Consider the following 24,309-nt stretch of genomic DNA (forward strand, 5'->3'; position numbering starts at 1 on the left):
GATGCAAGTAGATTACCACAGGCGTTTTGCTGTTTAGGCGGCTGGCGCAAGCCATCCATTGAGACCACTAATTCTGTAGACTAGCAGCCATATGGAAATGTGGATTCATGCATCGATTCATTGGTTGTTGGCCACCCTTGCGCTGCCCAAGGTGGGCCTTAGCGCCATCTTCGTTGTCAGCCTGGTGTCGGCCACGCTGCTGCCGCTGGGGTCGGAGCCGGCGGTCTTTGCGTATGCCAAGACGGTGCCGGACATGTTCTGGCCTGCCGTCCTGGCCGCTACTGTGGGCAATACGCTGGGCGGGATCATTACCTACTACATGGGGCTGGCGGCCGAGAAGGCGTTCGAGCGCTGGAAGGAAAAGCACGAGCACGCGGTTGCCGAGCATGGGCAGGCCGCTTCGCACCGTTTGAAGCCGGCGGCGTCGCTGCAAAAAATGGGCGGCCGCTGGCATTTGACTATCAGCCGATGGGTCCACAGGATGGGGCCGTCCGCCATGTTTTTTTCCTGGCTGCCGTTTGTGGGCGACCCTTTGTGCGCGGTCGGCGGCTGGCTGCGGCTTCCCTTCTGGCCGTCGGTCTTTTATATGGCGCTGGGCAAGTTTTTGCGGTATGCGGCCATGACAGCGGGCTTGCTTTGGGTGTTTCCCAACCTGCATTGAGCCGGCCGGCACGGGGCGATGAAGTAAACTTGCGGTTGGATACTGCAATTCCCCTCCCGAGAAGCCATGAACGCCCCTCTAGCTAGCCAGTTGCTTGCCGCTAAGGCCCCCGTCGAGCAAACCCCGCGTTTGCGCGAAATTCCCTACAACTACACGTCTTTTTCCGACCGCGAGATCGTCTTTCGGCTGCTGGGCGATGAGGCGTGGCAATGGTTAAGCGATTTGCGCGGCGAGCGGCGCACTGGGCGCTCCGCGCGCATGTTGTTCGAGGTCCTGGGCGATATTTGGGTGGTGCGGCGTAATCCATACTTGCAGGACGATCTGCTGGACAATCCTAAGCGCCTGCGTTTGCTGATCGAGGCGCTTAACCACCGCCTAAGCGAGATCGATAACCGGCGCGACAGCAGCGATGCCAGTCGCGACAATACTGTGGCGCGCCTGTTGCAGGCCGCGCGCGCTGCGGTGGCCGCCTTTGAAAACGAATTCGAGCAGACGCGCGACTTGCGCAAGCGCGTGCAGCGCCGCCTGGGACGCGTGACCGCCAAGGACAATATCAAGTTCGACGGCTTGTCGCGGGTCTCGCATGTTACCGATGCCACCGACTGGCGCGTGGAGTATCCGTTTGTGGTGCTTACGCCCGACGCCGAGGCCGAGATGGCCGCGCTGGTGCGCGCCTGTATCGAACTGGGCCTGACCATTATTCCCCGGGGGGGCGGTACCGGCTATACCGGCGGCGCCATTCCGCTGACCTGGCGTTCGGTGGTGATCAATACTGAAAAGCTCGACGGACTGGGCGCGGTCGAATCCACGGTGTTGCCTGGCCTGGCCGAGCCGGTTGCCACGGTCTTGTCGGGCGCCGGGGTCGTTACCAAGCGTGTTACCGAAGCGGCCGAAGAAGCCGGCTTTGTCTTTGCCGTAGACCCGACCTCGGCCGACGCGTCCTGCGTGGGCGGCAACGTGGCGATGAATGCGGGCGGCAAGAAAGCGGTGTTGTGGGGCACGGCGCTGGACAATCTTGCGTGGTGGCGCATGGTCGACCCCCAGGGCAATTGGCTGGAGGTCACGCGTCTTGAACACAATATGGGCAAGATCCACGACGTTGACCAGGCGCACTTCGAACTGAAATGGTTCGACGGCGCGGCTGCTCCCGGCGCCAAGCTCTTGCGCACTGAAAAGCTCACCATCGAAGGCTCGCGCTTTCGCAAGGCTGGACTGGGCAAGGACGTTACCGATAAATTCCTCGCCGGGCTGCCCGGCGTGCAGAAAGAAGGCTGCGACGGCCTGATCACTTCGGCGCGTTGGGTGCTGCATCGCATGCCGGGCCACACGCGCACGGTTTGCCTGGAGTTCTTCGGCCAGGCGCGCGACGCCATTCCTTCGATTGTCGAAATCAAGAACTATCTGGACGGCGACGGCCGCGCGCGCGGCGCCATCCTGGCCGGCCTTGAGCACCTGGACGAACGCTATTTGCGGGCCGTCGGCTACGCTACGAAATCCAAGCGCGGCGGCTTTCCTAAAATGGTGCTGTTCGGCGATATCGTCGGCAACGATGCCGATGCGGTGGCCGCGGCCGCCAGCGAGGTCGTGCGCCTGGCCAACACGCGCCATGGCGAAGGCTTTGTCGCGGTCAGTGCCGAGGCCCGCAAGAAGTTCTGGCTGGACCGCGCCCGCACGGCGGCCATTGCGCGCCACACCAATGCCTTCAAGATCAACGAAGACGTGGTGATTCCCCTGAATCGCATGGGCGAATACACCGACGCGATCGAACGCATCAATATCGAGCTTTCTACCCGCAACAAGTTGCGCCTGCTCGATCAGCTCGAACTGTTCCTGAGCACCGGCGAGCTGCCGGTGGGCAAGACCGAAGACCACGACGATGTCGTGCATACGCGGGCCGAAGTCTTCCAGGAGCGCCGCGACGATGCGGTGCTTACCTTGCAGGCCGTGCGCGAGCGCTGGACCTGGCTGCTGGAAAACCTCGACATGCCGTTGGCGCAGGGCCTGCCCATCATGCTGGACCTGGGCATGCAGGCCCTGGAGCCGGCGCTGGCGCAACGTCTGCGTGACCAGGCTGATGTCCGGGTATTCGATGTGGTGCAGGACCATACCGTGCGCGTTTCCTGGAAGACGGAAGTGCGCGCCGCCATGGAACGCTATTTCGGCGGAGCGGACTGTGCCGCAGTGCTGGCAGAGATCCAGGCCATTCACGATCGTGTGCTCAAGGGACGCGTGTTCGTGGCCTTGCACATGCACGCCGGCGACGGCAATGTGCACACGAATATTCCGGTCAATTCCGACAACTACGAAATGCTGCGCGAGGCCAATGAAACAGTGGCCCGCATTATGCAGATTGCGCGCGACCTGGACGGCGTCATTTCGGGCGAGCATGGCATTGGCCTGACCAAATACGAGTTCCTGACGCAAGACGAGTTGCAGCCTTTCCAGGACTACAAGCAGCGCATCGACCCGGAAGGGCGCTTCAATGCGGGCAAGCTGATGCCGGGCGCCGATTTGCGCCATGCCTGGACGCCCAGCTTCAACTTGATGGGCTATGAATCGCTCATCATGCAGCAAAGCGAGATCGGCGCGATCTCTACGGCCATCAAGGACTGTTTGCGTTGCGGCAAGTGCAAGCCGGTGTGCGCAACGCATGTGCCGCGCGCCAATTTGCTGTATTCGCCGCGCAACAAGATTCTGGCCACGTCGCTCCTTATCGAGGCCTTCCTGTACGAAGAACAAACGCGCCGCGGCGTCAGCCTGAAGCACTGGGAAGAGTTCGAGGACGTGGCCGACCACTGCACGGTTTGCCACAAGTGCTACAACCCCTGTCCGGTCGATATCGACTTTGGCGATGTGTCCATGGAAATGCGCGCCTTGCTGCGGCGCATGGGCAAGAAGTCGTTCAATCCGGGGACCACGGCGGCGATGTTCTTCCTGAACGCCAAAGATCCCATGGTGATCAAGGCCACGCGCAAGGCCATGATCGACTTCGGCTACAAGGCCCAGCGCGCGGCGCATGACTTTCTCAAGGTTCCGGCGCGCAAGCAGGTGGCGGCGCCGCCGGCCACGATAGGCAAGGCGCCGATTCGGGAACAGGTCATTCACTTCATAAACAAGCGTATGCCGGGCGGGCTGCCGAAACAGACGGCGCGCAAGCTGCTTGATATTGAAGACGCCGACTACGTGCCTATCATCCGCAATCCGCAGGCGACGTCGGCGGATACCGAGGCGGTGTTTTATTTTCCGGGTTGCGGTTCCGAGCGCCTGTTTTCGCAGGTTGGCCTGGCAACGCAAGCCATGTTGTGGCATGTGGGCGTGCAGACGGTATTGCCGCCGGGCTACCTGTGCTGCGGTTATCCGCAGCGCGGCAATGGCATGAACGACAAGGCCGAAAAGATCATCACGGACAACCGTGTGCTGTTCCATCGGATGGCAACGACGCTGAACTATCTGGATATCAAGACGGTGGTGGTGAGCTGCGGTACGTGCTACGACCAGCTGGCGGGCTATGAGTTCGAGAAGATATTCCCGGGCTGCCGTTTAATTGATATTCACGAATATTTGCTGGAAAAGGGTTTGCAGTTGGAAGGGGTTACGGGCACGCGCTATATGTACCACGACCCCTGCCATACGCCGATGAAGCTGCAGGACCCGATGAAGACGGTGAAGTCGTTGTTGGGCGACAGCACGATCAAGGCGGACCGCTGCTGCGGCGAGTCGGGGACGCTGGCTGTGTCGCGTCCGGATATTTCGACCCAGGTGCGTTTCCGCAAGCAGGAAGAGCTGGCCAAGAACACGGCGGCGATTCGAGCCGACGGCTTCGACGGCGAGGTGAAGATTCTGACGTCGTGTCCTTCGTGCTTGCAGGGTTTGTCGCGGTTTGAAGAGGATACCGGGATGGACGCCGACTACATCGTTATCGAGATGGCCAAGCATATTCTGGGTTCCAGCTGGATGGAGGATTATGTGCGGGATGCGAATGCGGGGGGGATAGAGAGGGTGCTGGTTTAGGCTTCTATTCCGCTGCAAGTGAAGGCCAGGCTCGGTTGTTGAGCCTGGTTTTTCTTTTTGGGTTTGTTGTTGTTGGGTTCTTGAGCCGTGCGCGCGGGGCCGGGGGTGGGGTTGTGCTCCTCGGGTCCAGTTCGTCGCCCTGCGGCGCCGAACCCCGCTAGGCTCGCTTGGACCCGCTTTACGTCGCCCAACCCCACCCCCGGCCCCCCACGCCCTCAGGGTGTTTGTTCAAGGGAGGGTGTCGTCTCTGGGTTGTTCATGTGCTCTGAGCTGGACGGGTGACGGCGCCACAATTGGCTGCGCTTTGATAGGCCAGGCCCAAACGTAGACGAGGACAGCTCCTGACTTGTCTGTGGAAGTGTGCAATTCGCATCTCGTATTGCTACGACGGTGATACTGTCAAGAGCGTCGAGCGTGCTGTTGGAATGCTTTAGTCGGTGGTCAGTCTTGTCTTTTTCTGTTGGCCGCCGGTTCTTACTTCGCGAATAGTGAGTCCAAATCGTTGAACGCTTTGAATTCCAGGGCATTGCCGGATGGATCAAGGAAAAACAGGGTGGCTTGTTCACCGGGTTGGCCTTTGAAGCGGATGTGGGGCTCGATGATGAACTTGGTGTTGGCGGCCTGTAGCTTGGCGGCCAGGGCGTGCCAGTCGGCCATTTCCAGGACCACGCCGAAGTGGCGTATGGGGACGTTGTGATCGTCCACGGCGTTGGTGTGCTGGCTGGCGCCGGCGCATTCTTGGGGCGAGAGGTGGGCGACGATCTGGTGGCCGAAGAGGTTGAAGTCGACCCATTGGTCCGACGAACGGCCTTCGGGGCAGCCCAGCAATTGGCCATAGAAGGCGCGGGCTTCGGCGAGGTCTCGTACTGGGAAGGCTAGGTGGAAGGGGCGCAGGGCGGGGGTTGCGGGCATGGTGGTCAGTCGAATGGTTTGTTGTGGGTAACGGCTTGCGCCGGTAGGGGCTCTTGGGCTGTGCAGGTTAAACGAAGTTAGGCAATTTAGCTTTAATACATGTATTTTAATTGTGCGAATTTTCGGCGATCGCGCAGGATGGCAGGCCATACTGAACAACTTCAGTCGCCATGTGGAGACGAATCGGTAATCTTTCGCCAGGATCAGCTGCTGTTGATCCAATCTTGTGTATCCCGGATGAACCAGGGAAGATTCAACCTTTCTCCCTCGCCGGACTGTATGGTCAGGCGCTGACCCGAAGAACCGGGAGTGTTGTTCGCGCCATGTGTTGTGGAAGATGGGTGGCTGCGATAGTCTAGGCCGGTTTGCGGGGGCGGAGTATGCGCGCAGGCGGCGATCGACGCGCACGCGACCGCGATAAGGACTGGCCGTAGTGCTAAGTGTAGGGTCTTCATAAGATTCTGATTTCCACTAGCGACACAGGTGATGGGGCTGATTCTAGCCAAAATGGACGTCAAAAAGACAATCACAATAATGCATTGACCAAGCCAGCCAGGGCTTTCTGTTGTTCCGGGCTGATAGGCTTCAGAAGGGACTCTGCAACTTGATTGAATGATGTGCTTGCCTCATCAAACACCCTCGTACCAGCTTCGGTAAGTACAACTAATCTTACCCTTGCGTCACGTTCGACATGGTCTTTTTCCACCAGACCAATTTTTTCCATTGGGTTGAGCACTCTGGTCACGCCTGAAGCACTAAGGCCAACGGCCTGGGCAAGATCAATTCGTCTCATCCTGTGGGCTGGCGCTGACTTCAGGCTACGAAGGATAAGGTATTCAGTCAAACCTATCCCATAGAGGGACAGGGGGCGGCTAAGTTGTCCCTGAATTCTGGATTGAAGGTTGGTAAGTTGAATCAATAACTCACCATGCGGCGGCGTTACCATTTTAGTCCTTGATTTATGTTTGATCTCGCAAGTTTATGCTGGTTTTGTTGCGCAGTCAACCATATCGCAAGAATACGGCCAACTTGGCTGTGGCCAGCTCGAATCGGCACGCGTCTTGTGGTCGCATCTTGGAAGTTTCCCGCTGTCGATGTAAGCTAGTTTTCTTTTGACCGACGAGCCGTTGCGGCGAGGCGCCATCGAAACTTCGTCGGGGCTTCAAAGGCATCCCGAAATGTCAGAAACAGGAATCTCTACATTCAAGACAAAACTGCTTCGCCCGGCCAGCCCCGGAAAGGGCGACTCATGGGCGTTCCTTGTGCTGCCAAAGGCTGTCAGCGAGAAGCTGCCCAGGCGTGGCAGGACTTCGGTGCAAGGGGCTATTAACGGGCACCCGTTTCAAGCCACGCTTGAGCCGGATGGCCAGCTTAGCCACTGGCTGAAGGTCGACAAGAACCTGCAAGAAGCAGCGGCGGCGTCGCCGGGACAGACGGTTACTGTTCAGGTTTCTTCGGCCAAGCCAGAGCCGGAACCGAAGCTGCCCGACGACTTGCGGGAAGCACTGGCTAAGTCTCCAGAAGCCAAGGCTACCTGGGAAGACACGACGACTATTGCACGTCTTGATTGGATTCACTGGATTGAGTCCGCAAAGCAGGCCAAGACTCGAAAAAGCCGGATTTATAATGCCTGCGATATGCTGGCTTCGGGCAAGAAGCGTGTGTGCTGCTTTGACCAATCGGGCTATTACAGCAAGGGTCTCAGTGCACCGAAAGCGGAAGACTAGCGGTATGGCGCCGTATACCGTTGGCGTATTGCGGCTAAGTTCATGCCTGGATAAGATGCTTTGAGTTGATTTGAGGCACAGGAAAATAGACTGTAATCGGCCACACGCCGCGGCTGATTTGCATGTTGGACGTTTAAGCGGAGACAAACGATGGCACGGGTTCGTGTTGAAGGCTTCACGATTTCGCTAGATGGATACGGGGCGGGTCCGGATCAGGACATCGACAATCCGCTGGGCATAGGCGGAACGGAGCTGCACCAGTGGCTATTGCCAACGCGTACGTTCCAAAAGACCTTGTTTGGCAAGGACGGCGGTACGACCGGGATTGACAATGATTTCGCCGCTCGCGGCTTTCAGGATGTTGGGGCCTGGATACTTGGAAGGAATATGTTCGGCCCCATTCGTGGGGACTGGCCGGACGCCAACTGGAAAGGCTGGTGGGGCGACAACCCGCCGTACCATGTTCCAACCTTCATCTTGACCCATCATGCCCGTGCACCCATCCAGATGGACGGCGGCACTACGTTTCATTTCATAACGGGCGGCATTCGCGAGGCGCTGGACCGTGCCCGCGAGGCCGCTGCGGGAAGGGACGTGCGGATCGGCGGTGGGCCGGACACAATACGGCAGTATCTTCGCGAGGGCCTCGTCGATGAACTGCACGTTGCTATCGCGCCGATCCTGCTTGGGCAGGGAGAGCCGCTGTTCGAAGGGCTTGACTTGCCAGCGCTGGGATATGAATGCGTTGAGTTCGTCGCGTCGGAGAAGGCCACGCATGTCGTTCTACGGCGCTAGGCTGGCGCATGGACGACATGCGGTAGGCTAGATGCCAGGTATTCACGAAATGGCGGGAAGCCCTTTCTGTTGCATTCGCCATACCAGAAGATCGAAGCGATCTTGGCCGAAGAACGGCTCGCCGTCAAAGACAAATAACGGCACTCCCCAATGTCCGGCCTCATATTGGGCGGCCTGGTTGGCATCTATTTCGGCAGTCATGCCGGCGGGATCAGCTTCGATGGCGCGCTCCAAGTCTACCAAGCTTAATCCGGCGCGTTCGGCGGCGCATGCCAGATGCGTTCCTTCGTTCCAGCCGGTGATGCTGCCGTCCCACAAAAGGCGGCCGACTTCTGCGATGAATGGGATGCCTTTGCCTTGGCGATTGGCTGCGATCCCCAACCGTGTCAGTTGGTCAATGTGCGGTTGGTCAGGCGAGATTTCGCGCGTAGCCATGTTCTGAACAACAGGATCGGGTGAAGGCCAGCGGTACGGCATACCGAGGAATGCGGCAACGCGTTCGCAGTCGGCGAGGACGTACCGCATCGCCAATGGATGCTGGCTTTTGAAGTAATCGGGATAGCGGATGGCCAGCGGGTACACGATCCGAAGATTCCACTTCACGTCGCGCCGCTTCGATAGCGAGACGATACGCGGCAATGCAAGATAGCTGTATGGACTGCGAAATGACCAATACAGGTCAACGGTGAAATCACGGCTCATTGCTTGTTTCCGGTAAGTGTGTGATTTGCGCCCCTTAAGAGCCGCAGTAGTTCCGCTATGTTCGAGGAGACTTATGCAGCCACGCAAGTTGAGCCAAATAGGGTGGTTTTGTGCACTTTATTATATGTTCTAACAGCCTGTTTGAATCTAACTTTTAAGGGCGTCGCCTGCCGTTATTCGTCTGTTTTCAGCACAACCATTGCTCACGGTGGTGATTTCGTCGCAGCGGCTGGCTGGCTTTTAGTTCGCGAAGCGCTGGACCGTGCACGCGAGGCCGCTGCCGGCATGGACGTGCGGACTGGCGGTGGGCCGGACACAATACGGCAGTATCTTCGTGAAGGCCTTATTGATGAACTGCACATTGCTATCGCGCCGGTCTTGCTTGGCCGGGGAGAGTCGCTGTTCGAAGGGATTGACTTGCGGGCGCTGGGCTACGAATGTGTTGAGTTCGTAGCGTCGGACAAGGCCACACATGTCGTTTTACGGGGCTAAGGGAACAGGGGCGATTAGCATCATTTCTACGTTTGTGCTAATGTGGGTTTGTGGAAATACAAGGAGCTGCCAAATGAGCCGTCTCACTATCGACATTACCGATCAGCAACATAAGAATTTGAAGGCGTTAGCTGCTCTGCAAGGCAAGACAATCAAACAGTACGCCCTTGAGCGGCTCTTTCCTGAGGATCCCAGTGGTGAGCAGGCTTGGCAGGAGCTGAAAGCTCTGTTGGGCGACCGCATAAACGACGGGCTTGCCGGAAAGGTCTCTGCAAAGAACATCGGAAACATCCTCAACGAAGAGCTGGCTAGTGGCGGCCGCTCTTGACGCAGGGCCATTACGTCCTAACCGAGGCAGCGGAAGCCGATATTCGCGAGATCATCCGCTACACCCGCAATCAATGGGGTGACACACAGGTGCGCCGCTATATCGAGGCGCTGGAACAAGGCATTGTCCGCCTTGCTGCTAGCCAAGGCACATTCAAGGACATGAGCGCCCTTTATCCAAGATTACGCATGGCTCACTGCGAGCACCATTACGTATTTTGTCTACCGAGTGAGAGCGCTCCAGCATTGGTAGTGGCGATCCTGCACGAACGAATGGATCTGATGCGGCGGCTAGCCGATAGATTGAATGGGTGAGAAACGTCTCTGACAACGTCAGTTAACTCAAGTCAGGCTTAGTTCACCAAGCCAACTCACTCCGCCGCCTTCTGCCCCTCGTCTTCCGCCTGCACGATAACCCGCGACGCCGGAAACTCCACCGAAAAAATACTTCCAGCTCCGAAGCGGCTGCGGATGTGCAGTTCGGCGTGGTGGCGCATGGCGACGTGTTTCGTAATGGCCAGGCCCAGGCCGGTGCCGCCGGTGGCGCGGGAGCGGCCGCGGTCTACCCGGTAGAAGCGTTCGGTCAGTCTTGGGATGTCTTGCGAGGCGATGCCTATGCCGGTGTCCTGCACCGAGTAGCAGGCCGTGCCGGTTTCGGTGATGTACCAGCTTACGGTAATGGTGCCGTCTTTGGGGGTGTAGCTGACGGCGTTGCTAAGCAGGTTGCTGATGGCCGAGGTCAGTTCGGACTCTATGCCCAGTACGCAAAGCTTGTTGTCGATATTCTGAACGAAGACGTGCTGGTCGCTGGAGAGCACTTTGGCCTGCAGCAGGGCGTTGCGGATGACGGCGGCTACGCGCACGGGCTTGCCGTTGATCGAGGGCGAAGACTCCAGGGTGGAAAGGGTCAGCAGGTCGGCCACGATGGCTTGCATGCGGTGCGCCTGTTCCATCATCAGGGTGTGGTAGCTTTCACGCTGTTCGGCGCTTAGCGAGTCGCCCGGCATGTCATGCAAGGTTTCCAGGAAGCCCGAGAGCACGGTCAGCGGGGTGCGCAGTTCGTGCGAAACGTTGGCCACGAAATCTTTGCGGGTGGTTTCCAGCTTTTCGACCTGGGTTACGTCGCGGGTCACGATCAGGAATTGTTTGACGCCGTAGGGGGTCAGTTGCACCAGCAGCGATTTCTCGCGGCCGTCTTTGGCCAAATGCAGAAGCAGGGGCTCGGGCCACGAGGGCTGGCGCCCGTACTGAGCGAATTCGGGGGCTCGCAGAATATTGAAAATGCTGAAGTTGCGGTCGGTCTCCATATTGAGCCCGAGGTGCTCGCTGGCCATCTTGTTGCACCAGGTGATCTGCATTTCTTCGTTCAGCGTGATGGCGCCGTCGGGCAGCGCTTCGGCGGCCAGCATGATGCTGTTGACCGCGTAGTCCAGTTCGCTGATTTCTTCCCGGTTTTTACGCAGCTTGCGGTAAATGACGGCCAGGGCATCGTCCCAGGGGCCCGCCGAGGCGGGGGGCGGGTCTTCGATGTTCTTTACCCATTTTTCGATTTTGGACAATTGCACGCCGCTGACCAGGATCATGGCCACCAGGCCCAAGGTCAGCACAGCCCAGCCCGTATTGGCGTTGATCCAGGTGCCGACCAGCCAGCCAGCCAGGCACCACAAGCCGATTGAAATTAGGGTTTTGATCATACTGTTGCGGCGTTGTTGCTGGCACGGCGGGTGCGGAATCCGGGCAGTGAGGCGGGGCTAGGCATTGAGCGGTGTGTCGGCTTGGATTGGGCTTGGCAGCGGCTGCACGGCAAAGCGGTAGCCCGCGCCGCGTATGGTTTCGATGTGGTTTTCGTGCCCGCCGGGCTCCAGCGCTTTGCGCAGGCGCCGTATATGCACGTCGACGGTGCGTTCCTCTACAAACACATGGTCTCCCCACACCTGGTCCAGGAGCTGGGAGCGGGAAAAAACACGTTCGGTATGGGTCATGAAAAAATGCAATAGCCGAAATTCGGTCGGGCCGACGGTCAGGGCCATGCCCTGGCCCGTGACTCGGTGGGTGGTTGGGTCCAGCACCAGTGTACCTATGGTGATGATGTCGTCGGTAAGCTGGGGTGCGCGGCGGCGCAGGACGGCTTTGATGCGGGCAACCAGTTCTTTGGGCGAGAACGGTTTGGTGATGTAGTCGTCGGCCCCGGCTTCGAGCCCTTCTATTTTATCGTGTTCGGCGCCCTTGGCGGTCAACATGATAACCGGCACCTGGCGGGTGCGTTCGTTGTCGCGCAATTGCTTGGCCAGAGTCACGCCCGAGGCGCCGGGCAGCATCCAGTCCAGCAAGATAAGGTCGGGCAGTTCGGCGCGGATAAGAGTCTGGGCCTGTTCGGCATCGAAGGCCCGCAATACCTTGTGTCCGGCAAAGCTGAGATTGACGGCGATAAGTTCCTGGATGGCGGGTTCGTCTTCGATCACTAATATGGTTGTGCTCATGGCGCTGGTGTCTTTATTGAAGATAAGAGGCGATTCTGAAGCATCTATATTATGGACGGATTGTTTCAGGTTTGTGAAAACCTGAAAGTGACGGCGCAATGCCGGCCACGGGGGTGCAGAAGCAGTCCCGAATGGGGTACGATAACGTATCATGCAAAATTCCTCTCGCCCTGAATCCTCCAGCGAATCCACCACTCATTTCGGCTATAAAACCGTCAACGAGGCCGAGAAGGCCGGCAAGGTGGCCGAGGTATTCCATTCGGTGGCATCGCGCTACGACATCATGAACGACTTGATGTCGGGCGGGCTGCATCGCATCTGGAAGAGCTTCACCATCAGCCGCGCCAATATCCGGCCGGGCATGAAAATACTTGATATTGCGGGTGGCACTGGCGACTTGAGCAAGGCTTTCGCCAAGAAAACCGGCCCTTCGGGCGAGGTCTGGCTGACGGACATCAACGATTCCATGCTGCGCGTGGGCCGCGACCGCCTGGTCGACCAGGGCGTGCTGCTGCCCACCGCGGTGTGCGATGCCGAAAAACTGCCTTTCCCCGACGGCTATTTCGACCGGGTCAGCGTGGCCTTCGGCTTGCGCAACATGACTCATAAAGATCGCGCGCTGGCCGAGATGCGCCGCGTGCTGAAACCTGGCGGCAAGCTTCTGGTGCTGGAGTTTTCACGCGTGGCCAAGCCTCTGGCGCCGGCCTACGACTGGTATTCCTTCAATATTCTGCCCTGGATAGGCAAAAAGGTGGCGGGCGACGAAGAAAGCTATCGCTACCTGGCCGAATCCATACGCATGCATCCCGACCAGGACACCCTTGCCGCCATGCTGGAAACCGCCGGCCTGTCGCGGGTACGCTACTTCAATATGACAGCGGGCGTGGTTGCCCTGCACGAAGGTGTGAATCTGGGCTAAGAGCCCTGGGCAGCAGGTTCAAATCAGAAGCCTCCTATCACTGATGTACCCGCAAGATGTGGTCGGCCCATGTCTTTTCCCTGACCAGGCTGCCGTTTTGCCGCAAGGTCTTGGTGAAGGTGACGTGGAAATATAAAGCATCCGACTCGATCAGGGCCTTGGTCGAGAGATCAATTTCATTACCCGAGATGGTGAAAACATTTCTGCGTTCGCCTTGGAAGCGGGCGTTGGCAGGCATGGCGTCATTGACGTTCCATCGGTACGACTCGCTCGATTGGTATTCGTTGTCACGAATAGTCCAGGCGACCTTGTTGGTGGTCGTGAATGTCGAATCACCGGTTTGTTCATTGCGTACGCTGCTGAAAACGGGACCGTCATTTTTCGCCTCTTTGCCGAAAGGCGCTGTATCACTGGGCTCTGGCGGGGACAGTGCGCAGGCTGGGCTGGTTTCGTTTTTCACCGGCACCACCGGCAATTCAAGCCATGTGTTGTCGCCCAGCAAAAGACTGGTGGCACCTGGCGTGGGGCTGGGCCAGACCATGGGAAATTGCGCGTTGGCGACAGCCAGGCGGATGCGGTGGCCCGGTTTGAAGCGCCAGGTGGTGAAGTGAATCGAGGTGGCCAGCGTAGTCGGTTCGCCGGGTATCAGCGCAGCAGGTTCAAGCCGTGAAAAACGCTGGGAGGGATTGATGATTGCACCGCTAACCAACGACACCTTGCCGTCCGGAGCAACGTCTTCCAAGCGTACCGTCCACTGATACAAAGGAGCGTCTGCGGCCACACGCAAGCGTACTTGCGGCATGCCCATGATTTCCACAGCTTCGGTTAAAGGGGCCGAGTCGTAGATCAAGCTGTGCGCGTCATCCGCTGCCATGTCGCCCGTTTGTTCGCCCCACCAGCCGCCCGCGGCCATGCCGGTGCCGGCGCGGTAGAACAGGGTTTGGGCGGTTTCCCGCGCTGAGGGCGCATTGCCCAATTGTTGCGCAATTTGAGGGTAGAGGCGCTGGGTAGGGCCGCCCTCCAATGGCAATTGCTTGTCGCAGCGCCAGTAACCGGGGACGGCGGCCAGATTTGTAGCGGGCGGATGCCCGGTGCGCATGAATGCCATCCACCGGGGTTCATCCAAAATTCCGTTGTCTATCCCTTTAAGCCAGTAATCCCACCAGCGCACAGCTTTTTGCCGCCACTCGTAGTTAGGCCCGGGCACGCCGTATTCCGGCCATGCGTGGTTCCATGGTCCGATTTCCGCAATGACTGGAGCCTTGGAGGTCCGGCCCACATCCATGACGAAATCCCGGTAGCCGTCGAGCAATCCACCGATCAGATAGGCTGGGACTTCCAGCGGCGTTTTGAATTTGAGGGACTCCTTGCGCCAGAATTCGCCATCTTGCTGCTGACGCAGCCAGGTGAATATCCAGGGTTCTCTGTCGAAGCGGTTCTGGAAATAGTCTTCATCAATACGATAGTCCGGGCTTTGCGGCATTGAATTATCAGTGTCGATCTGATGCGCATAGGAGTCTATGTGCAAGGCTCCGTCAATGTAGTGAACGTCGTTGTAGAAAAGATCGGTCGAGCCGTGCGCCGCAATAATGGCCTTTAGCGCGGGCGGCTTTCTGTGGGCCGTCATCAGGGAATTGAAGGCGCTCCATGAAAGGCCGTACATTCCCACATTGCCATTGGACCAGCTCTTTTTGGACAGTTGTTCAATCAGTTCCTCGGCATCGGCGATCTCTGCCTGGGAATATTCGCTTTCTGGGATGCTGCCTTCGCTGCCCCCGGTGCCGCGCACATCCACCCGGGCAACGACATAGCCGCGCTTGGCAAAATAGGCACCATACTCATAATCGCCCAGCGCGAAAAAATCATCCTTGCGATAGGGCAGCATTTCCAGAATGACCGGAAAAGTCTCGTTGGGGGTTCTGGCCGAGGGACGATAGTAGGTCACGGCCAAATGCACGCCATCTTTCATTTCAAGTGTGCTGTTCTCCAAGAGAAACTCGTACCGGGCCGTTTCTGCGGGGGGTACTGTGTCCCCAGAGCAGCCGAGTAAACCGGATGCCAGGAAAAGGCAGATCGCCGGTTTTTTTAGGAAGGTTATAGCCCAGCGCATCATTTTCCCCACGTCTTTTGTGCCGCTTTCGGTCGCCCATGGCGAATGTCAATGTGATGATTGCGGCACGGCCTGCCCGCGATCGCCCCGCATCATGGCAGCGGTCATTGCTTTAAGCAAGCCAGCAGGGCAAAAAGCCAGGGGATTCGTTGTCGGTGGATGGGATTTGGCATAGCGGTCTGCTGTCGGGACGGTTAAATAGGGCTTGTATAGGCATTTCTTTGTGTTTCAAAGGCCTTTTCTTTCCACACCGCGGCTCAAGTTTCTATATAATATTCAGGTTCCAGTAAGAAAAGCCCGTGCGGTTGGCGTGGCTTGCCACTACATGCATTTGTCGCGAGCCTCGGCTACGCGTCTCACGGAGAGCACTTTTATGTCTCGAGGTTTTACCAGGTTTTTTGCCATGGCCGTTTTGGCCATCTCGACAGGCGTCCTGCTGACGGCGTCTTTTGACGCCGAGGCGCGGCGCATGGGCGGCGGCCGCAGCTTCGGCCGCCAGTCATCCAATATCACGCAGCAAACCAAGCCGGTGACACCGCCGGCTGCGGCTTCGACAACGCAGCGCAGCGCCGCACCAGCAGCGGGCGCAGCGGCAGGTGCCGCCGGCACTGCGGCAAAAAGCGGCATGTCGCGTTTTCTGGGCCCCATTGCCGGCATAGCGGCCGGGCTGGGCATTGCCGCCTTGCTGTCCCACCTGGGCCTGGGCGGAGCATTTCTTGAAATGCTCTCCAGCATGGTGTTGATCGGCCTGGTGATATTTGCCGTCATGTTCATTGTGCGCCGCATGCGCGGGGGCGGCAGCAAGCCCGCCATGCAAGGGGCGCACGGGGCCGAAGGCGGCATGTTCAAGCAAGCCCATCCTCAGCCGCAGCCGCAAACCGGCTGGCAGCAGCCTGCCGCAGCGGCAGACGCTGCCACGGCCGAAGACCTTGCGCCGGTACCCGCGGCTCCGGTCGACGAAAAATGGTTTATTCCCGCCGACTTCGACACGCCCGCTTTCCTGGCCACGGCCAAGGCGCAGTTCGTCGCCATCCAGGCCGTCTGGGACAGCGGCGACCTGGACAAGCTGGGCGACTACCTTACCGACGACCTGATCGCCGAGTTCAAGCCGCAGATCCTGGCGCGCGAAGGCAAGCCCGAATCGACCGAAGTGGTCTTGCTCAATGCCGAGCTCATGGGTATTGAGGCTGTGGCCGGCGGCCACCTGGCCAGCGTGCGCTACTCGGGCATGTTGCGCGAATCCAGCCAGGCGGAAGCCTTCCGTTTCGAAGAGGTCTGGAACCTGTACAAGGCCGATAACGCTGGCTGGCTGTTGGCCGGCATCCAGCAAATTCCGGTCGAAAACGCAAGCTAGGGTCCAAAAGGCCCATACGAAACAGGCTGGGTTGGCTCCTGCGGGCGCCAGCCCGGCCTGTTTCGCTTATTGTCAGTTAAACTTAAGGCCTTGAACTATCTTCGGGCATTTCGCGCCAGTTGCGAATTTCTGTCATGCTTCCAATTCCCTCCTTCCTGGCCCCTGCAACGGTTTGTGCCGGCGCGCTGAACAAATTGCTGCAGCGCGAGCCGTGGGCGCGCGAACGCCTTGCCCGCCATGCGGGTAAAACCGTGCGCTTTGTCGCCGGTTCCTGGGTTGTGAGCTTGTCTTTGCAGGCCGGTGGCCTGGTGCAGGCCTCCGACCCGGCCATCGTGCCGGATGTCACCTTGACCATTCCAGCCAACCGACTGGGGCAATTGCCCCAAGTGCTGCGTTCGGCCGACCCCGGCGAAATCGCCGAACTGATGCACGTGCAGGGCGATGCCGGCCTGGCCCGAGTGGTTTCCGACCTGGCGCGCGAACTGCGATGGGATATTGAAGACGATCTGGCCGCAGTGGTGGGCGACGTGGCCGCCGTGCGCCTGATAAGCGGTGCGAAGCTGTTTGTCGGGGGTGTGCGCCAGGCCGGTAAACGGCTGGCCGGCAACGTGGGCGAATACTTGTCCGAAGAAAGCGGCGTGCTTTTGTCGCGGCCGGCCTTCTACGAATGGCAGCAGCGCATGCAGTCGGCGCAGCAGCGGCTGGCCGAGCTCGAGCACACTGTGGCCGGGCTGGAGCGCCGTGTGGCAGGCAAGGGTAACCGGAATACCGCATGTTGACGTTGCTTCGCCTGATCCGCATTGTTTTTATATCGCTGCGCTACAGGCTCGACGAGCTGGTGCTGTCCAGCATCAAGCATCCCATCGCCTATTGCCTGCTGCGTATTGTGCGGTTCGGGCGGCCGCCCCGCGTTGCGCGCGGCGTGCGCTTGCGTTTGGCGCTGGAATCCCTAGGCCCGATTTTCGTCAAGTTCGGGCAGGTGCTGTCGACGCGCCGCGACCTTATTCCCTTGGATGTGGCCGCCGAACTGGCGTTGCTGCAAGACCGCGTGCCGCCGTTCCCTTCGGACCAGGCGGCCGCCTGCATACAGGCCGCGCTGGGTGCGACGCCGCAACAGCTGTTCCGCCACTTCGAGGTCGACCCGGTTGCATCGGCCTCGATCGCCCAGGTGCACCTGGCCGTCATGCACGATGGGCGCGAAGTCGCCGTCAAGGTCTTGCGTCCAGGCATGCTCAATATCATTGAAAAAGACCTGGCGCTGATGCGGGCCCTGGCCGGCGTGGTCGAGCGGCTGGCCCCCGACAGCCGGCGCCTGAAGCCGCGCGAAGTCGTGGCCGAATTCAACAACTACCTGCATGACGAGCTGGACCTGGTGCGCGAGGCGGCCAATTGCAGCCAGTTGCGCCGCAATTTCGGGCCTGATACAGGGCGTGCGAATTTGCTGATGGTGCCGGAAGTCGTCTGGGAATACACCACGACCACGGTCTTCACCATGGAGCGGATGCACGGCATTCCGGTAAGCCAGACAGACCGGCTGCGGGCCAGTGGAATCAACGTCAAGGACCTGGCTCGCACAGGGGTCGAGATTTTCTTTACCCAGGTCTTCGCCGACGGCTTTTTCCACGCGGACATGCATCCGGGCAATATTTATGTTTCCGACGCACCCGAAACGCTAGGGCGCTATATTGCGCTGGACTTCGGTATCGTGGGTTCGTTGTCGGAGCACGACAAGAATTACCTGGCCCAGAACTTCCTGGCTTTTTTCCGGCGCGATTACCGCCGCGTGGCGCAATTGCACATCGAGTCGGGCTGGGTTCCCGCCGACACGCGCGAAGAAGAACTGGAAGGGGCCGTGCGCGCGGTGTGCGAGCCTTATTTCGACCGGCCGCTGGCCGAGATTTCATTGGGGCAGGTATTGTTGCGCCTGTTTCAGACCTCGCGCCGCTTCAATGTCGAGATCCAGCCGCAACTGGTGCTGTTGCAAAAAACCCTGCTGAATGTCGAAGGCATGGGGCGCGAACTGGATCCTGGACTGGACTTGTGGCAAACAGCCAAGCCCTTCCTGGAAAAGTGGATGCACGAACGGATGGGGCTGGCCGGTTTGCGCCAGCGCCTGGACAAAGAGGCGGCCCAGTGGGCTCAGATGCTGCCGCAATTGCCGCGCCTGGTGCACACCGCGCTGTCGCGCCCCGACTCGCTGCCGTCCATGAATGCTGAAATCAGCCGCCTGCGCAAGGCGCAAGAACAGACCAACCGTCTTTTAATGGTGTTTGCCGCAACCGTTGCCGTAGCGGTAGGTGTTGCAATTTGGGCACTTGCGGGACAATGAATTGGGTATTACGCTAGTTTCATGTCTTTTTAGTGTAGTGCACCGCATGTAGACTTACCTTAACCGTCACTGGCGTTTCACTGACAGGCGACACCATGAAGGCGCCGCCTTCGATTTTTGCCGTAAATGCCGTCGCAGGACCGGCACGTTTCCGGGCTGTTATCCGGAAGCCACAAACATTACACAAGAGAGATCCTTATGCTTTATCCTGAATTGTTCAAATCGATGGAAGCGGTACGCTGGAATATGGCGTCCGACATTCCATGGGACGACTTTGATGGCAGCAAGCTCTCGGATGATCAGGCATATACAATCAAGATGAATGCCATTACCGAATGGGCGGCCTTGCCAGCTACTGAAATGTTCTTGCGCGACAATCGCGACGACAGCGATTTCTGCGCGTTCATGTCCATCTGGTTTTACGAAGAGCAAAAGCACTCGCTGGCCCTTATCGAGTATTTGCGCCGTTTTCGGCCGGAACTCACACCCACCGAAGAAGAACTGCACAAGGTGCGGTTTGAATTCGACCCGGCGCCCGCGCTCGAAACCCTGATGCTGCACTTTTGCGGCGAAATCCGCCTGAACCACTGGTACCGGCGCGCCTCGGACTGGCACTCCGAACCGGTCATCAAAAGCATCTACAAGATTATTGCGCAGGACGAAGCCCGCCATGCCGGCGCCTATCTGCGCTACATGAAGCGTGCGCTGGTCCACAAGGGCAAAGAATTCGGCGAGCAGGCCCGCCTTTCGTTCGCCAAGATCGGCGTGCTGATGGCTTCGGCCCATCGTACGCCGCAGGCGCTGCACCCCACCAATCTGCACGTCAACAAAGACATGTTTCCCAACGACACCGTACAGTCCAAGCTGCCGTCGCCGGGCTGGCTGGAAAACTGGCTCGACAACCAGATTTGTTTCGATAAAGAATGGGAAGGCAAAGTCAGTTCGCGTATTTTGCACAATATGTCGCTGCTGATGGATACCACCTTCAATACGGTGCAAGACCTTAACCGCTATCGCAAGGAAATCATCAAGTCCTTGCCGGTGGTGGCTTAAGCAGGTGGCGGCCCGTTTTGAAGCCAAGGTATTAAGCCGCGAAGCTTGCGTTGCCGCAGCGGGCGAATTCGCCCGGCCGCTGGTGTTTACCAACGGCGTATTCGACATCCTGCACCGGGGGCATGTCACATACCTTGACGCCGCCGCCCAGTTGGGCGCGACGCTGGTCGTGGCGGTCAACACCGACGAGTCCGTGCGCCGCCTGGGCAAGGGGGCCGACAGGCCGCTGAACCGCCAGGAAGACCGCGCCGCCATGCTGGCCGCGCTGCAATGCGTTTCCGCCGTGACGGTGTTCGAAGAAGACACGCCGCAGGCGTTGATCGAACAGCTCAGGCCGGACATCATCGTCAAAGGGGGCGACTACGACATGGCCAGCTTGCCCGAGACCGCCAGCGTTGAAAGCTGGGGTGGCAAGGCGGTGGCGATACCGTTCGAGTTCGAACGTTCGACCACGGCGTTATTGCGCAAAATACGAGGCTAGTTTTGATCGGGCAACTGCGGCTGCGCCGTGGCCTTCTTGTTGATTTACCGGCTTAGCGCTGCGGCCGGGCCGGTTTCAAGCAACTGGTTGATGGCCGTGATGTCGGCTTCGCTGAGGATGCCGCTGCTGGCCTTGAGCCGCAGGCTGTTCATCAGCGTATCGTATCGGGCGCGAAGCAGGGCGCGCTGGGTTTCGTAAAGCTGTTGCTGGGCATTGAGTACGTCGATATTCACGCGCACGCCGATTTCGTATCCGATTTTGTTGGCATCGAGCGAAGCCAGGCTGGATTTTTCGGCTGCCTGCAGGGCCTCGATTTGGGCCAGGCCCGAGGTGACGCCCGAGAAATACTGCTGGGTTGACTGCACCGCCTGGCGCCGCGCGGCTTCAAGATCGTAGCGTGCCTGTTGCAGGCGCGAGGTCTGCTCGCGCACCTGCGACGAAATCTCGCCGCCGGAATAAATGGGAATCAATAGCTGTACGCCGACCGTGGTGTCGAGCGAGCGCGGGCCGTTTTGCATGCCGTAGACGCCTCGGTCGCTGATGCTGCCGGTCTGGGCATACAGGCTGAGAGTGGGCGCGTGCCCGCTTTTGGCGATGGCGATTTGCTTTTCGACGATTTTGGCGGAGAGCTGGGCACGTGCGACGGCCAGGTTGGCTTGGCCTGCCTGCGCCGTCCAGTCGCCCAGCTTGTTGGGCTGCGGGGGCGGCAGCGTGGTCGTGGAGGCCAGGCCGGCCAGCGCGCCGGGACGTTCGTAGATGATCTTGGCAAGCTGGTCTTCGCTGACCTGGACCGCATTGCGGGCTTGCAGTTCGCCGGCATTGAGCAGGTCCAGCCGCGACTGCGCTTCATAGGTGTCGGCGATGGTCTTGCCGCCCAACTCGAATCCCTTTTTGGCGGCATCCAGTTGCGAGCTGACCGCTTGCTTCTGGGCCAGCACGGTGCGCAAAGTGTCTTGTGCCGCCAGCACATCGAAATAGGCTTGCGAGACGCGCAGTATCAGGTCCTGATAGGCTTGCTGCATGCCCAGGTCGGCAGAATTGGCCACAAACTGGGACTGTTCCAGCTTGTTCCAGTTGCCGATGTCGATGATGGGCTGGGTCAGCGTCAGCGCCCATAGGCCGCGCCGCTTGGTTTCGCCTTGGCTCAAGCCGCGCAGTTCGCGGTTGGTGTCGACTTCGCCGGCGGCGCTGGCGCTTATGTAGGGCAAAAGCTTGGCTCGTGCCTGCGGGACGATTTCCTGGTCGGCGTTGCGCTGGGCTCGGGCGGCTGCGTAAGCGGGGTCGCGTTGCAATGCGGCATCCCAGACCTGTTGCAGGTTCTGGCGATGCTGGGCATGCGCCGGACTGCCCAGCAGAGCCAGGGCAATAAGGCTTGGCACCCAGGATGCGATGCGCATGGTCTAGAACTTGAACTGCGACACAGCGGTGCCGCGCAGCGGCTTGATGACAGTGTCGAACAGCGCGACGGTATCGAAGCTTGCAGCGCTGGTTCGGGTAATGCGCATTGCCGTCATGATGGGACCCTGGCCGACGACAGCCACCATGCGCCCGCCGATGCACAACTGATACTTGAGTGCATCGGGGACGGTGGGGGTAGAGCCGCTAAGCAAAATGGCATCGTATTCGGCGGTTCCCCAGCCGGCATTGGCCGCGCCCACTTCGACCTTGACATTGTTGATCTGGTTGCGTTGCAGGTTGTTTTCGGCAAACGCAGCAAGGCGGCTTTCGATTTCTATGCTGGTAACCTGCTGGGCCAGTTGGGCCAGCAGGGCAGCCTGGTAGCCCGAGCCTGTGCCGATTTCCAGTACACAGCAATTGCTCGTAAGCTGAAGTTCTTGCGCCAGCCTGGCCTCGACCTTGGGCGCCAGCATGGTCTCCCGCGTGTCGATGGAGTTGATGATCAGCGGCAGCTCGATATCCGAGAAGGCCAGTGCCTGTAGGCCGGGCGGCACAAATCGCTCGCGGCGAACCGTAAACAAGGCTTGCAGAATGTTTTGGTCAAGGACGTCCCAGGGACGGATTTGCTGCTCGACCATATTAAAGCGAGCTTGTTCGATTTCGGAAAGACCAGTCACGTTCATGGGTATGAGATAGGAAAAACCAGGATGGAATCGATCATTGTACTAAGGAATCCCGCCGTCAAGGCGGGGGGGCCTTTCAGGCTGGAGCGTTACGGGTTATTGGGCCGGCCACGCGGCATGGAAATGATGCACCGGGCCGTGCCCGCTGCCCACTTGCAGCTCGCCCGAGCGGGCGATGGCCGCCACGAGATAAGCTTTGGCCTGGCGGGCGGCTTCGGGCACATCTTCCAGGCGCGGCAACAAGGCGGCCAGCGCGGCCGACAAGGTACAGCCCGTGCCGTGGGTGTTCTTGGTTTCGATGCGTCTTCCCGGCAGCTCGATCATGCGGTCGCCGTCGTGCAGAATGTCGATGGTGTCGTTGCCGGGCAAGTGCCCGCCTTTCAGGAATACCCAGCGCTCGCCGCGGTCGTTCAGCAGGCGCCGCAGCTTTTCGGCGACGCGGCGCATTTCCTTGACCGAGTCGACCGGGCTGCTGCCAAGCAGCACGCCCGCCTCGGGCAGGTTGGGCGTGATGACGGTGGCCAGGGGAATAAGGTGTTCGCGCAATTCCTGTATGGCCGATTTTTCCAGCAGGGCATCGCCGCTTTTGGCGATCATGACCGGATCCAGCACAATATGCGCCGGCTTCCAGTGGGCCAGCCGCTCGGCCACGACGCGTGTCACGGCCTGCTGGCCCAGCATGCCGATCTTGACCGCGTCGATGCGCACGTCGGCGAACAGAGTATCGATCTGCAAGGCGACGAAGTCGGGCGGCACTGGGCAGACGCCGGCCACTACTTGCGTGTTCTGCGCGGTAAGCGCCGCAATGACCGCCGTTCCGTAGGCGCCCAGCGCGCTCATGGTTTTTATGTCGGCCAGGACGCCGGCTCCGCCGGAGGGGTCGACGCCGGCAATGGTCAGGGTATTGGGGATCATGCTGCGGGCGCGCCTTATTTGCCGACGGACTGCAGTAGCCCTTCGGTGGGCGAGCTGGGGTCGGCGCTGTAGAACTTGCGCGGCATGCGGCCGGCGCGGAACGCTTCGCGCCCGGCCTCGACGGCCTTTTTCATGGCGCCGGCCATCAGTATGGGGTCGGCGGCGCCGGCAATGGCGGTGTTCATGAGGATGGCGTCGCAGCCCAGCTCCATGGCAATGGCAGCATCGGAGGCTGTGCCTACGCCGGCGTCGACCAGCACGGGCACGGTGGCCTGGTCGAGAATCAAGCGCAGATTCCATGGGTTGAGAATGCCCATGCCCGACCCGATAAGCGAGGCCAGAGGCATGACGGCAACGCAGCCCATGTCGGCCAGCATGCGGCACTGGATGGGGTCGTCGGTGCAGTAGACCATGACCTCGAAGCCTTCATTGACCAGGGTTTGGGCCGCTTTGAGGGTTTCGGGCATATTGGGAAACAGGTTGTCCTTGTCGCCCAGTACCTCCAGCTTCACCAGCTTGTGTCCGTCCAGCAACTCGCGCGCCAGGCGCAGTGTGCGCACGGCGTCGTCGGCGGTATAGCAGCCGGCCGTATTGGGCAGGATGGTGAATTTGGACGGCGGCAGGAAGTCCAGCAGATTGGGTTCGCCCGCGTTTTGGCCTATGTTGGTGCGGCGGATCGCCACGGTAACGATCTGGGCGCCGCTGGCGTCGATGGCCTGGCGGGTTTCGTCGAAGTCTTTGTATTTGCCGGTGCCTACCAGCAAGCGTGAGTCGTAGTTGCGGCCGGCAAGGTTGAAGGTGTCAGAGTGGTTCATGTGAGGTGCTGCGCTTGGGGTGGTTGTCGTGTGCCTGAAAGGATAATCGATTTTACGGCGCATCCGTGAAAAAGCCCATTCCGCTTGCGGCTTTGCCGGTGCGCAGCGTCATGGATCCAGGCAGCAGCGGATCAGCATGGAGGAA

At 59.6% G+C, this 24,309-nt stretch carries 23 protein-coding genes and 1 pseudogene; 13 read left to right on the plus strand and 11 right to left on the minus strand.

The window, feature by feature from the left end; translation table 11 throughout:
* The first annotated feature begins 91 nt into the window (after nt 1-91).
* Together DFR37_RS14075 and DFR37_RS14080 are read left to right on the plus strand one after the other, a co-directional pair.
* A complete protein-coding gene (locus DFR37_RS14075; RefSeq protein WP_113933949.1) occupies nt 92-661 on the plus strand; it encodes a YqaA family protein in 570 nt (189 codons plus the stop codon).
* 66 nt (nt 662-727) lie between these two features.
* Nucleotides 728-4,672 (plus strand): DUF3683 domain-containing protein, encoded by a 3,945-nt coding sequence (locus DFR37_RS14080; RefSeq protein WP_113933950.1) that lies wholly within the window; start codon nt 728-730, stop codon nt 4,670-4,672.
* Nucleotides 4,673-5,146: 474 nt separating this feature from the next.
* On the opposite strand, the gene DFR37_RS14085 is transcribed toward DFR37_RS14080, so the two are convergent.
* The 3 genes from DFR37_RS14085 to DFR37_RS14095 all read right to left on the minus strand — a co-directional run bounded on the left by DFR37_RS14085 (nt 5,147) and on the right by DFR37_RS14095 (nt 6,503).
* Complete coding sequence (locus tag DFR37_RS14085; RefSeq protein WP_113933951.1) at nt 5,147-5,584, minus strand: VOC family protein; 438 nt, start codon at nt 5,582-5,584, stop codon at nt 5,147-5,149.
* 203 nt (nt 5,585-5,787) lie between these two features.
* Nucleotides 5,788-6,039: a hypothetical protein gene (locus DFR37_RS23310; RefSeq protein ID WP_113933952.1), complete on the minus strand. Its 252-nt coding sequence runs from the start codon at nt 6,037-6,039 to the stop codon at nt 5,788-5,790.
* Between the two features lie 71 nt (nt 6,040-6,110).
* Nucleotides 6,111-6,503 carry a MarR family winged helix-turn-helix transcriptional regulator gene (locus tag DFR37_RS14095; protein WP_211317252.1) on the minus strand — a complete coding sequence of 131 codons (393 nt, stop codon included), beginning with the start codon at nt 6,501-6,503 and terminating at the stop codon, nt 6,111-6,113.
* 259 nt (nt 6,504-6,762) lie between these two features.
* Between DFR37_RS14095 and DFR37_RS14100 the strand changes: the two genes are divergently transcribed.
* Both DFR37_RS14100 and DFR37_RS14105 read left to right on the plus strand, forming a co-directional pair.
* Nucleotides 6,763-7,311, plus strand: a complete 549-nt coding sequence (locus DFR37_RS14100; protein ID WP_113934023.1) for a YdeI/OmpD-associated family protein — start codon at nt 6,763-6,765, stop codon at nt 7,309-7,311.
* Between the two features lie 150 nt (nt 7,312-7,461).
* Nucleotides 7,462-8,106: a dihydrofolate reductase family protein gene (locus DFR37_RS14105; protein ID WP_113933954.1), complete on the plus strand. Its 645-nt coding sequence runs from the start codon at nt 7,462-7,464 to the stop codon at nt 8,104-8,106.
* Nucleotides 8,107-8,148: 42 nt separating this feature from the next.
* Here DFR37_RS14105 and DFR37_RS14110 read toward each other — a convergent pair whose 3' ends face one another.
* Entirely contained in the window at nt 8,149-8,808 is a 660-nt protein-coding gene (locus DFR37_RS14110) for a 2-hydroxychromene-2-carboxylate isomerase (protein ID WP_113933955.1), read from the minus strand.
* 243 nt (nt 8,809-9,051) lie between these two features.
* Between DFR37_RS14110 and DFR37_RS23485 the strand changes: the two are divergent.
* The 3 genes and pseudogenes from DFR37_RS23485 to DFR37_RS14125 all read left to right on the plus strand — a co-directional run.
* Nucleotides 9,052-9,300: pseudogene (locus DFR37_RS23485) on the plus strand (dihydrofolate reductase family protein); the annotation flags it as partial.
* Nucleotides 9,301-9,373: 73 nt separating this feature from the next.
* Nucleotides 9,374-9,628 (plus strand): antitoxin, encoded by a 255-nt coding sequence (locus tag DFR37_RS14120; protein WP_113933956.1) that lies wholly within the window; start codon nt 9,374-9,376, stop codon nt 9,626-9,628.
* The gene (locus DFR37_RS14125) at nt 9,625-9,942 is read left to right on the plus strand and encodes a type II toxin-antitoxin system RelE/ParE family toxin (protein WP_113933957.1); all 318 of its coding nucleotides are present in this window, start codon (nt 9,625-9,627) and stop codon (nt 9,940-9,942) included. Before DFR37_RS14120 ends, DFR37_RS14125 begins: the two co-directional genes overlap by 4 nt.
* Before the next feature lie 56 nt (nt 9,943-9,998).
* Here DFR37_RS14125 and phoR read toward each other — a convergent pair whose 3' ends face one another.
* Together phoR and phoB are read right to left on the minus strand one after the other, a co-directional pair.
* Complete coding sequence (phoR, locus tag DFR37_RS14130; protein ID WP_113933958.1) at nt 9,999-11,321, minus strand: phosphate regulon sensor histidine kinase PhoR; 1,323 nt, start codon at nt 11,319-11,321, stop codon at nt 9,999-10,001.
* A 57-nt stretch (nt 11,322-11,378) separates the two neighbouring features.
* The gene (gene phoB, locus DFR37_RS14135) at nt 11,379-12,107 is read right to left on the minus strand and encodes a phosphate regulon transcriptional regulator PhoB (protein ID WP_113934024.1); all 729 of its coding nucleotides are present in this window, start codon (nt 12,105-12,107) and stop codon (nt 11,379-11,381) included.
* A gap of 151 nt (nt 12,108-12,258) precedes the next feature.
* On the opposite strand from phoB, the gene ubiE reads away from it, so the two are divergent.
* Nucleotides 12,259-13,026 (plus strand): bifunctional demethylmenaquinone methyltransferase/2-methoxy-6-polyprenyl-1,4-benzoquinol methylase UbiE, encoded by a 768-nt coding sequence (ubiE, locus tag DFR37_RS14140; protein WP_113933959.1) that lies wholly within the window; start codon nt 12,259-12,261, stop codon nt 13,024-13,026.
* A 37-nt stretch (nt 13,027-13,063) separates the two neighbouring features.
* On the opposite strand, the gene DFR37_RS14145 is transcribed toward ubiE, so the two are convergent.
* Nucleotides 13,064-15,016 (minus strand): CocE/NonD family hydrolase, encoded by a 1,953-nt coding sequence (locus tag DFR37_RS14145; protein ID WP_242341848.1) that lies wholly within the window; start codon nt 15,014-15,016, stop codon nt 13,064-13,066.
* Between the two features lie 493 nt (nt 15,017-15,509).
* Between DFR37_RS14145 and DFR37_RS14150 the strand changes: the two genes are divergently transcribed.
* From DFR37_RS14150 to rfaE2, 5 genes are all read left to right on the plus strand, one after another.
* Nucleotides 15,510-16,490 (plus strand): Tim44 domain-containing protein, encoded by a 981-nt coding sequence (locus DFR37_RS14150; protein ID WP_113933960.1) that lies wholly within the window; start codon nt 15,510-15,512, stop codon nt 16,488-16,490.
* A 134-nt stretch (nt 16,491-16,624) separates the two neighbouring features.
* Nucleotides 16,625-17,269, plus strand: coding sequence for a ubiquinone biosynthesis accessory factor UbiJ (locus tag DFR37_RS14155; RefSeq protein WP_113933961.1), 645 nt, complete (start codon nt 16,625-16,627; stop codon nt 17,267-17,269).
* Nucleotides 17,263-18,819 (plus strand): ubiquinone biosynthesis regulatory protein kinase UbiB, encoded by a 1,557-nt coding sequence (gene ubiB, locus DFR37_RS14160; protein ID WP_113933962.1) that lies wholly within the window; start codon nt 17,263-17,265, stop codon nt 18,817-18,819. The genes DFR37_RS14155 and ubiB overlap by 7 nt, the downstream gene beginning before the upstream one ends.
* 198 nt (nt 18,820-19,017) lie before the next feature.
* Complete coding sequence (locus DFR37_RS14165) at nt 19,018-19,872, plus strand: ferritin family protein (RefSeq protein WP_113933963.1); 855 nt, start codon at nt 19,018-19,020, stop codon at nt 19,870-19,872.
* 4 nt (nt 19,873-19,876) lie between these two features.
* Nucleotides 19,877-20,353, plus strand: a complete 477-nt coding sequence (rfaE2, locus tag DFR37_RS14170) for a D-glycero-beta-D-manno-heptose 1-phosphate adenylyltransferase (RefSeq protein ID WP_113933964.1) — start codon at nt 19,877-19,879, stop codon at nt 20,351-20,353.
* A 44-nt stretch (nt 20,354-20,397) separates the two neighbouring features.
* Here rfaE2 and DFR37_RS14175 read toward each other — a convergent pair whose 3' ends face one another.
* The 4 genes from DFR37_RS14175 to DFR37_RS14190 form a co-directional block, all read right to left on the minus strand.
* A complete protein-coding gene (locus DFR37_RS14175; RefSeq protein ID WP_113933965.1) occupies nt 20,398-21,750 on the minus strand; it encodes a TolC family outer membrane protein in 1,353 nt (450 codons plus the stop codon).
* Between the two features lie 3 nt (nt 21,751-21,753).
* On the minus strand, nt 21,754-22,434 hold the full coding sequence (locus DFR37_RS14180) for a protein-L-isoaspartate O-methyltransferase family protein (RefSeq protein WP_113933966.1): 681 nt from the start codon (nt 22,432-22,434) through the stop codon (nt 21,754-21,756).
* A 96-nt stretch (nt 22,435-22,530) separates the two neighbouring features.
* A complete protein-coding gene (gene thiD, locus DFR37_RS14185; protein ID WP_113933967.1) occupies nt 22,531-23,349 on the minus strand; it encodes a bifunctional hydroxymethylpyrimidine kinase/phosphomethylpyrimidine kinase in 819 nt (272 codons plus the stop codon).
* A 14-nt stretch (nt 23,350-23,363) separates the two neighbouring features.
* Nucleotides 23,364-24,164: a thiazole synthase gene (locus DFR37_RS14190; protein ID WP_170139924.1), complete on the minus strand. Its 801-nt coding sequence runs from the start codon at nt 24,162-24,164 to the stop codon at nt 23,364-23,366.
* Between the last annotated feature and the right edge of the window lie 145 nt (nt 24,165-24,309).

Source organism: Eoetvoesiella caeni (assembly GCF_003315175.1).
In the GTDB taxonomy this organism is placed as follows: domain Bacteria; phylum Pseudomonadota; class Gammaproteobacteria; order Burkholderiales; family Burkholderiaceae_B; genus Eoetvoesia; species Eoetvoesia caeni.

Bases quoted from the DNA above. Each gene is read 5' to 3' on its own strand.
- DFR37_RS14165 (WP_113933963.1), top strand. From the start codon at position 19,018: ATGCTTTATCCTGAATTGTTCAAATCGATGGAAGCGGTACGCTGGAAT.
- ubiB (WP_113933962.1), top strand. From the start codon at position 17,263: ATGTTGACGTTGCTTCGCCTGATCCGCATTGTTTTTATATCGCTGCGC.
- DFR37_RS14190 (WP_170139924.1), bottom strand. From the start codon at position 24,164: ATGAACCACTCTGACACCTTCAACCTTGCCGGCCGCAACTACGACTCA.
- thiD (WP_113933967.1), bottom strand. From the start codon at position 23,349: ATGATCCCCAATACCCTGACCATTGCCGGCGTCGACCCCTCCGGCGGA.
- DFR37_RS14100 (WP_113934023.1), top strand. From the start codon at position 6,763: ATGTCAGAAACAGGAATCTCTACATTCAAGACAAAACTGCTTCGCCCG.
- DFR37_RS14085 (WP_113933951.1), bottom strand. From the start codon at position 5,584: ATGCCCGCAACCCCCGCCCTGCGCCCCTTCCACCTAGCCTTCCCAGTA.
- DFR37_RS14150 (WP_113933960.1), top strand. From the start codon at position 15,510: ATGTCTCGAGGTTTTACCAGGTTTTTTGCCATGGCCGTTTTGGCCATC.
- DFR37_RS14155 (WP_113933961.1), top strand. From the start codon at position 16,625: ATGCTTCCAATTCCCTCCTTCCTGGCCCCTGCAACGGTTTGTGCCGGC.
- DFR37_RS14105 (WP_113933954.1), top strand. From the start codon at position 7,462: ATGGCACGGGTTCGTGTTGAAGGCTTCACGATTTCGCTAGATGGATAC.
- DFR37_RS14180 (WP_113933966.1), bottom strand. From the start codon at position 22,434: ATGAACGTGACTGGTCTTTCCGAAATCGAACAAGCTCGCTTTAATATG.
- DFR37_RS14080 (WP_113933950.1), top strand. From the start codon at position 728: ATGAACGCCCCTCTAGCTAGCCAGTTGCTTGCCGCTAAGGCCCCCGTC.
- DFR37_RS14120 (WP_113933956.1), top strand. From the start codon at position 9,374: ATGAGCCGTCTCACTATCGACATTACCGATCAGCAACATAAGAATTTG.
- phoB (WP_113934024.1), bottom strand. From the start codon at position 12,107: ATGAGCACAACCATATTAGTGATCGAAGACGAACCCGCCATCCAGGAA.
- DFR37_RS14075 (WP_113933949.1), top strand. From the start codon at position 92: ATGGAAATGTGGATTCATGCATCGATTCATTGGTTGTTGGCCACCCTT.
- DFR37_RS23310 (WP_113933952.1), bottom strand. From the start codon at position 6,039: ATGAAGACCCTACACTTAGCACTACGGCCAGTCCTTATCGCGGTCGCG.
- DFR37_RS14110 (WP_113933955.1), bottom strand. From the start codon at position 8,808: ATGAGCCGTGATTTCACCGTTGACCTGTATTGGTCATTTCGCAGTCCA.
- phoR (WP_113933958.1), bottom strand. From the start codon at position 11,321: ATGATCAAAACCCTAATTTCAATCGGCTTGTGGTGCCTGGCTGGCTGG.
- DFR37_RS14175 (WP_113933965.1), bottom strand. From the start codon at position 21,750: ATGCGCATCGCATCCTGGGTGCCAAGCCTTATTGCCCTGGCTCTGCTG.
- ubiE (WP_113933959.1), top strand. From the start codon at position 12,259: ATGCAAAATTCCTCTCGCCCTGAATCCTCCAGCGAATCCACCACTCAT.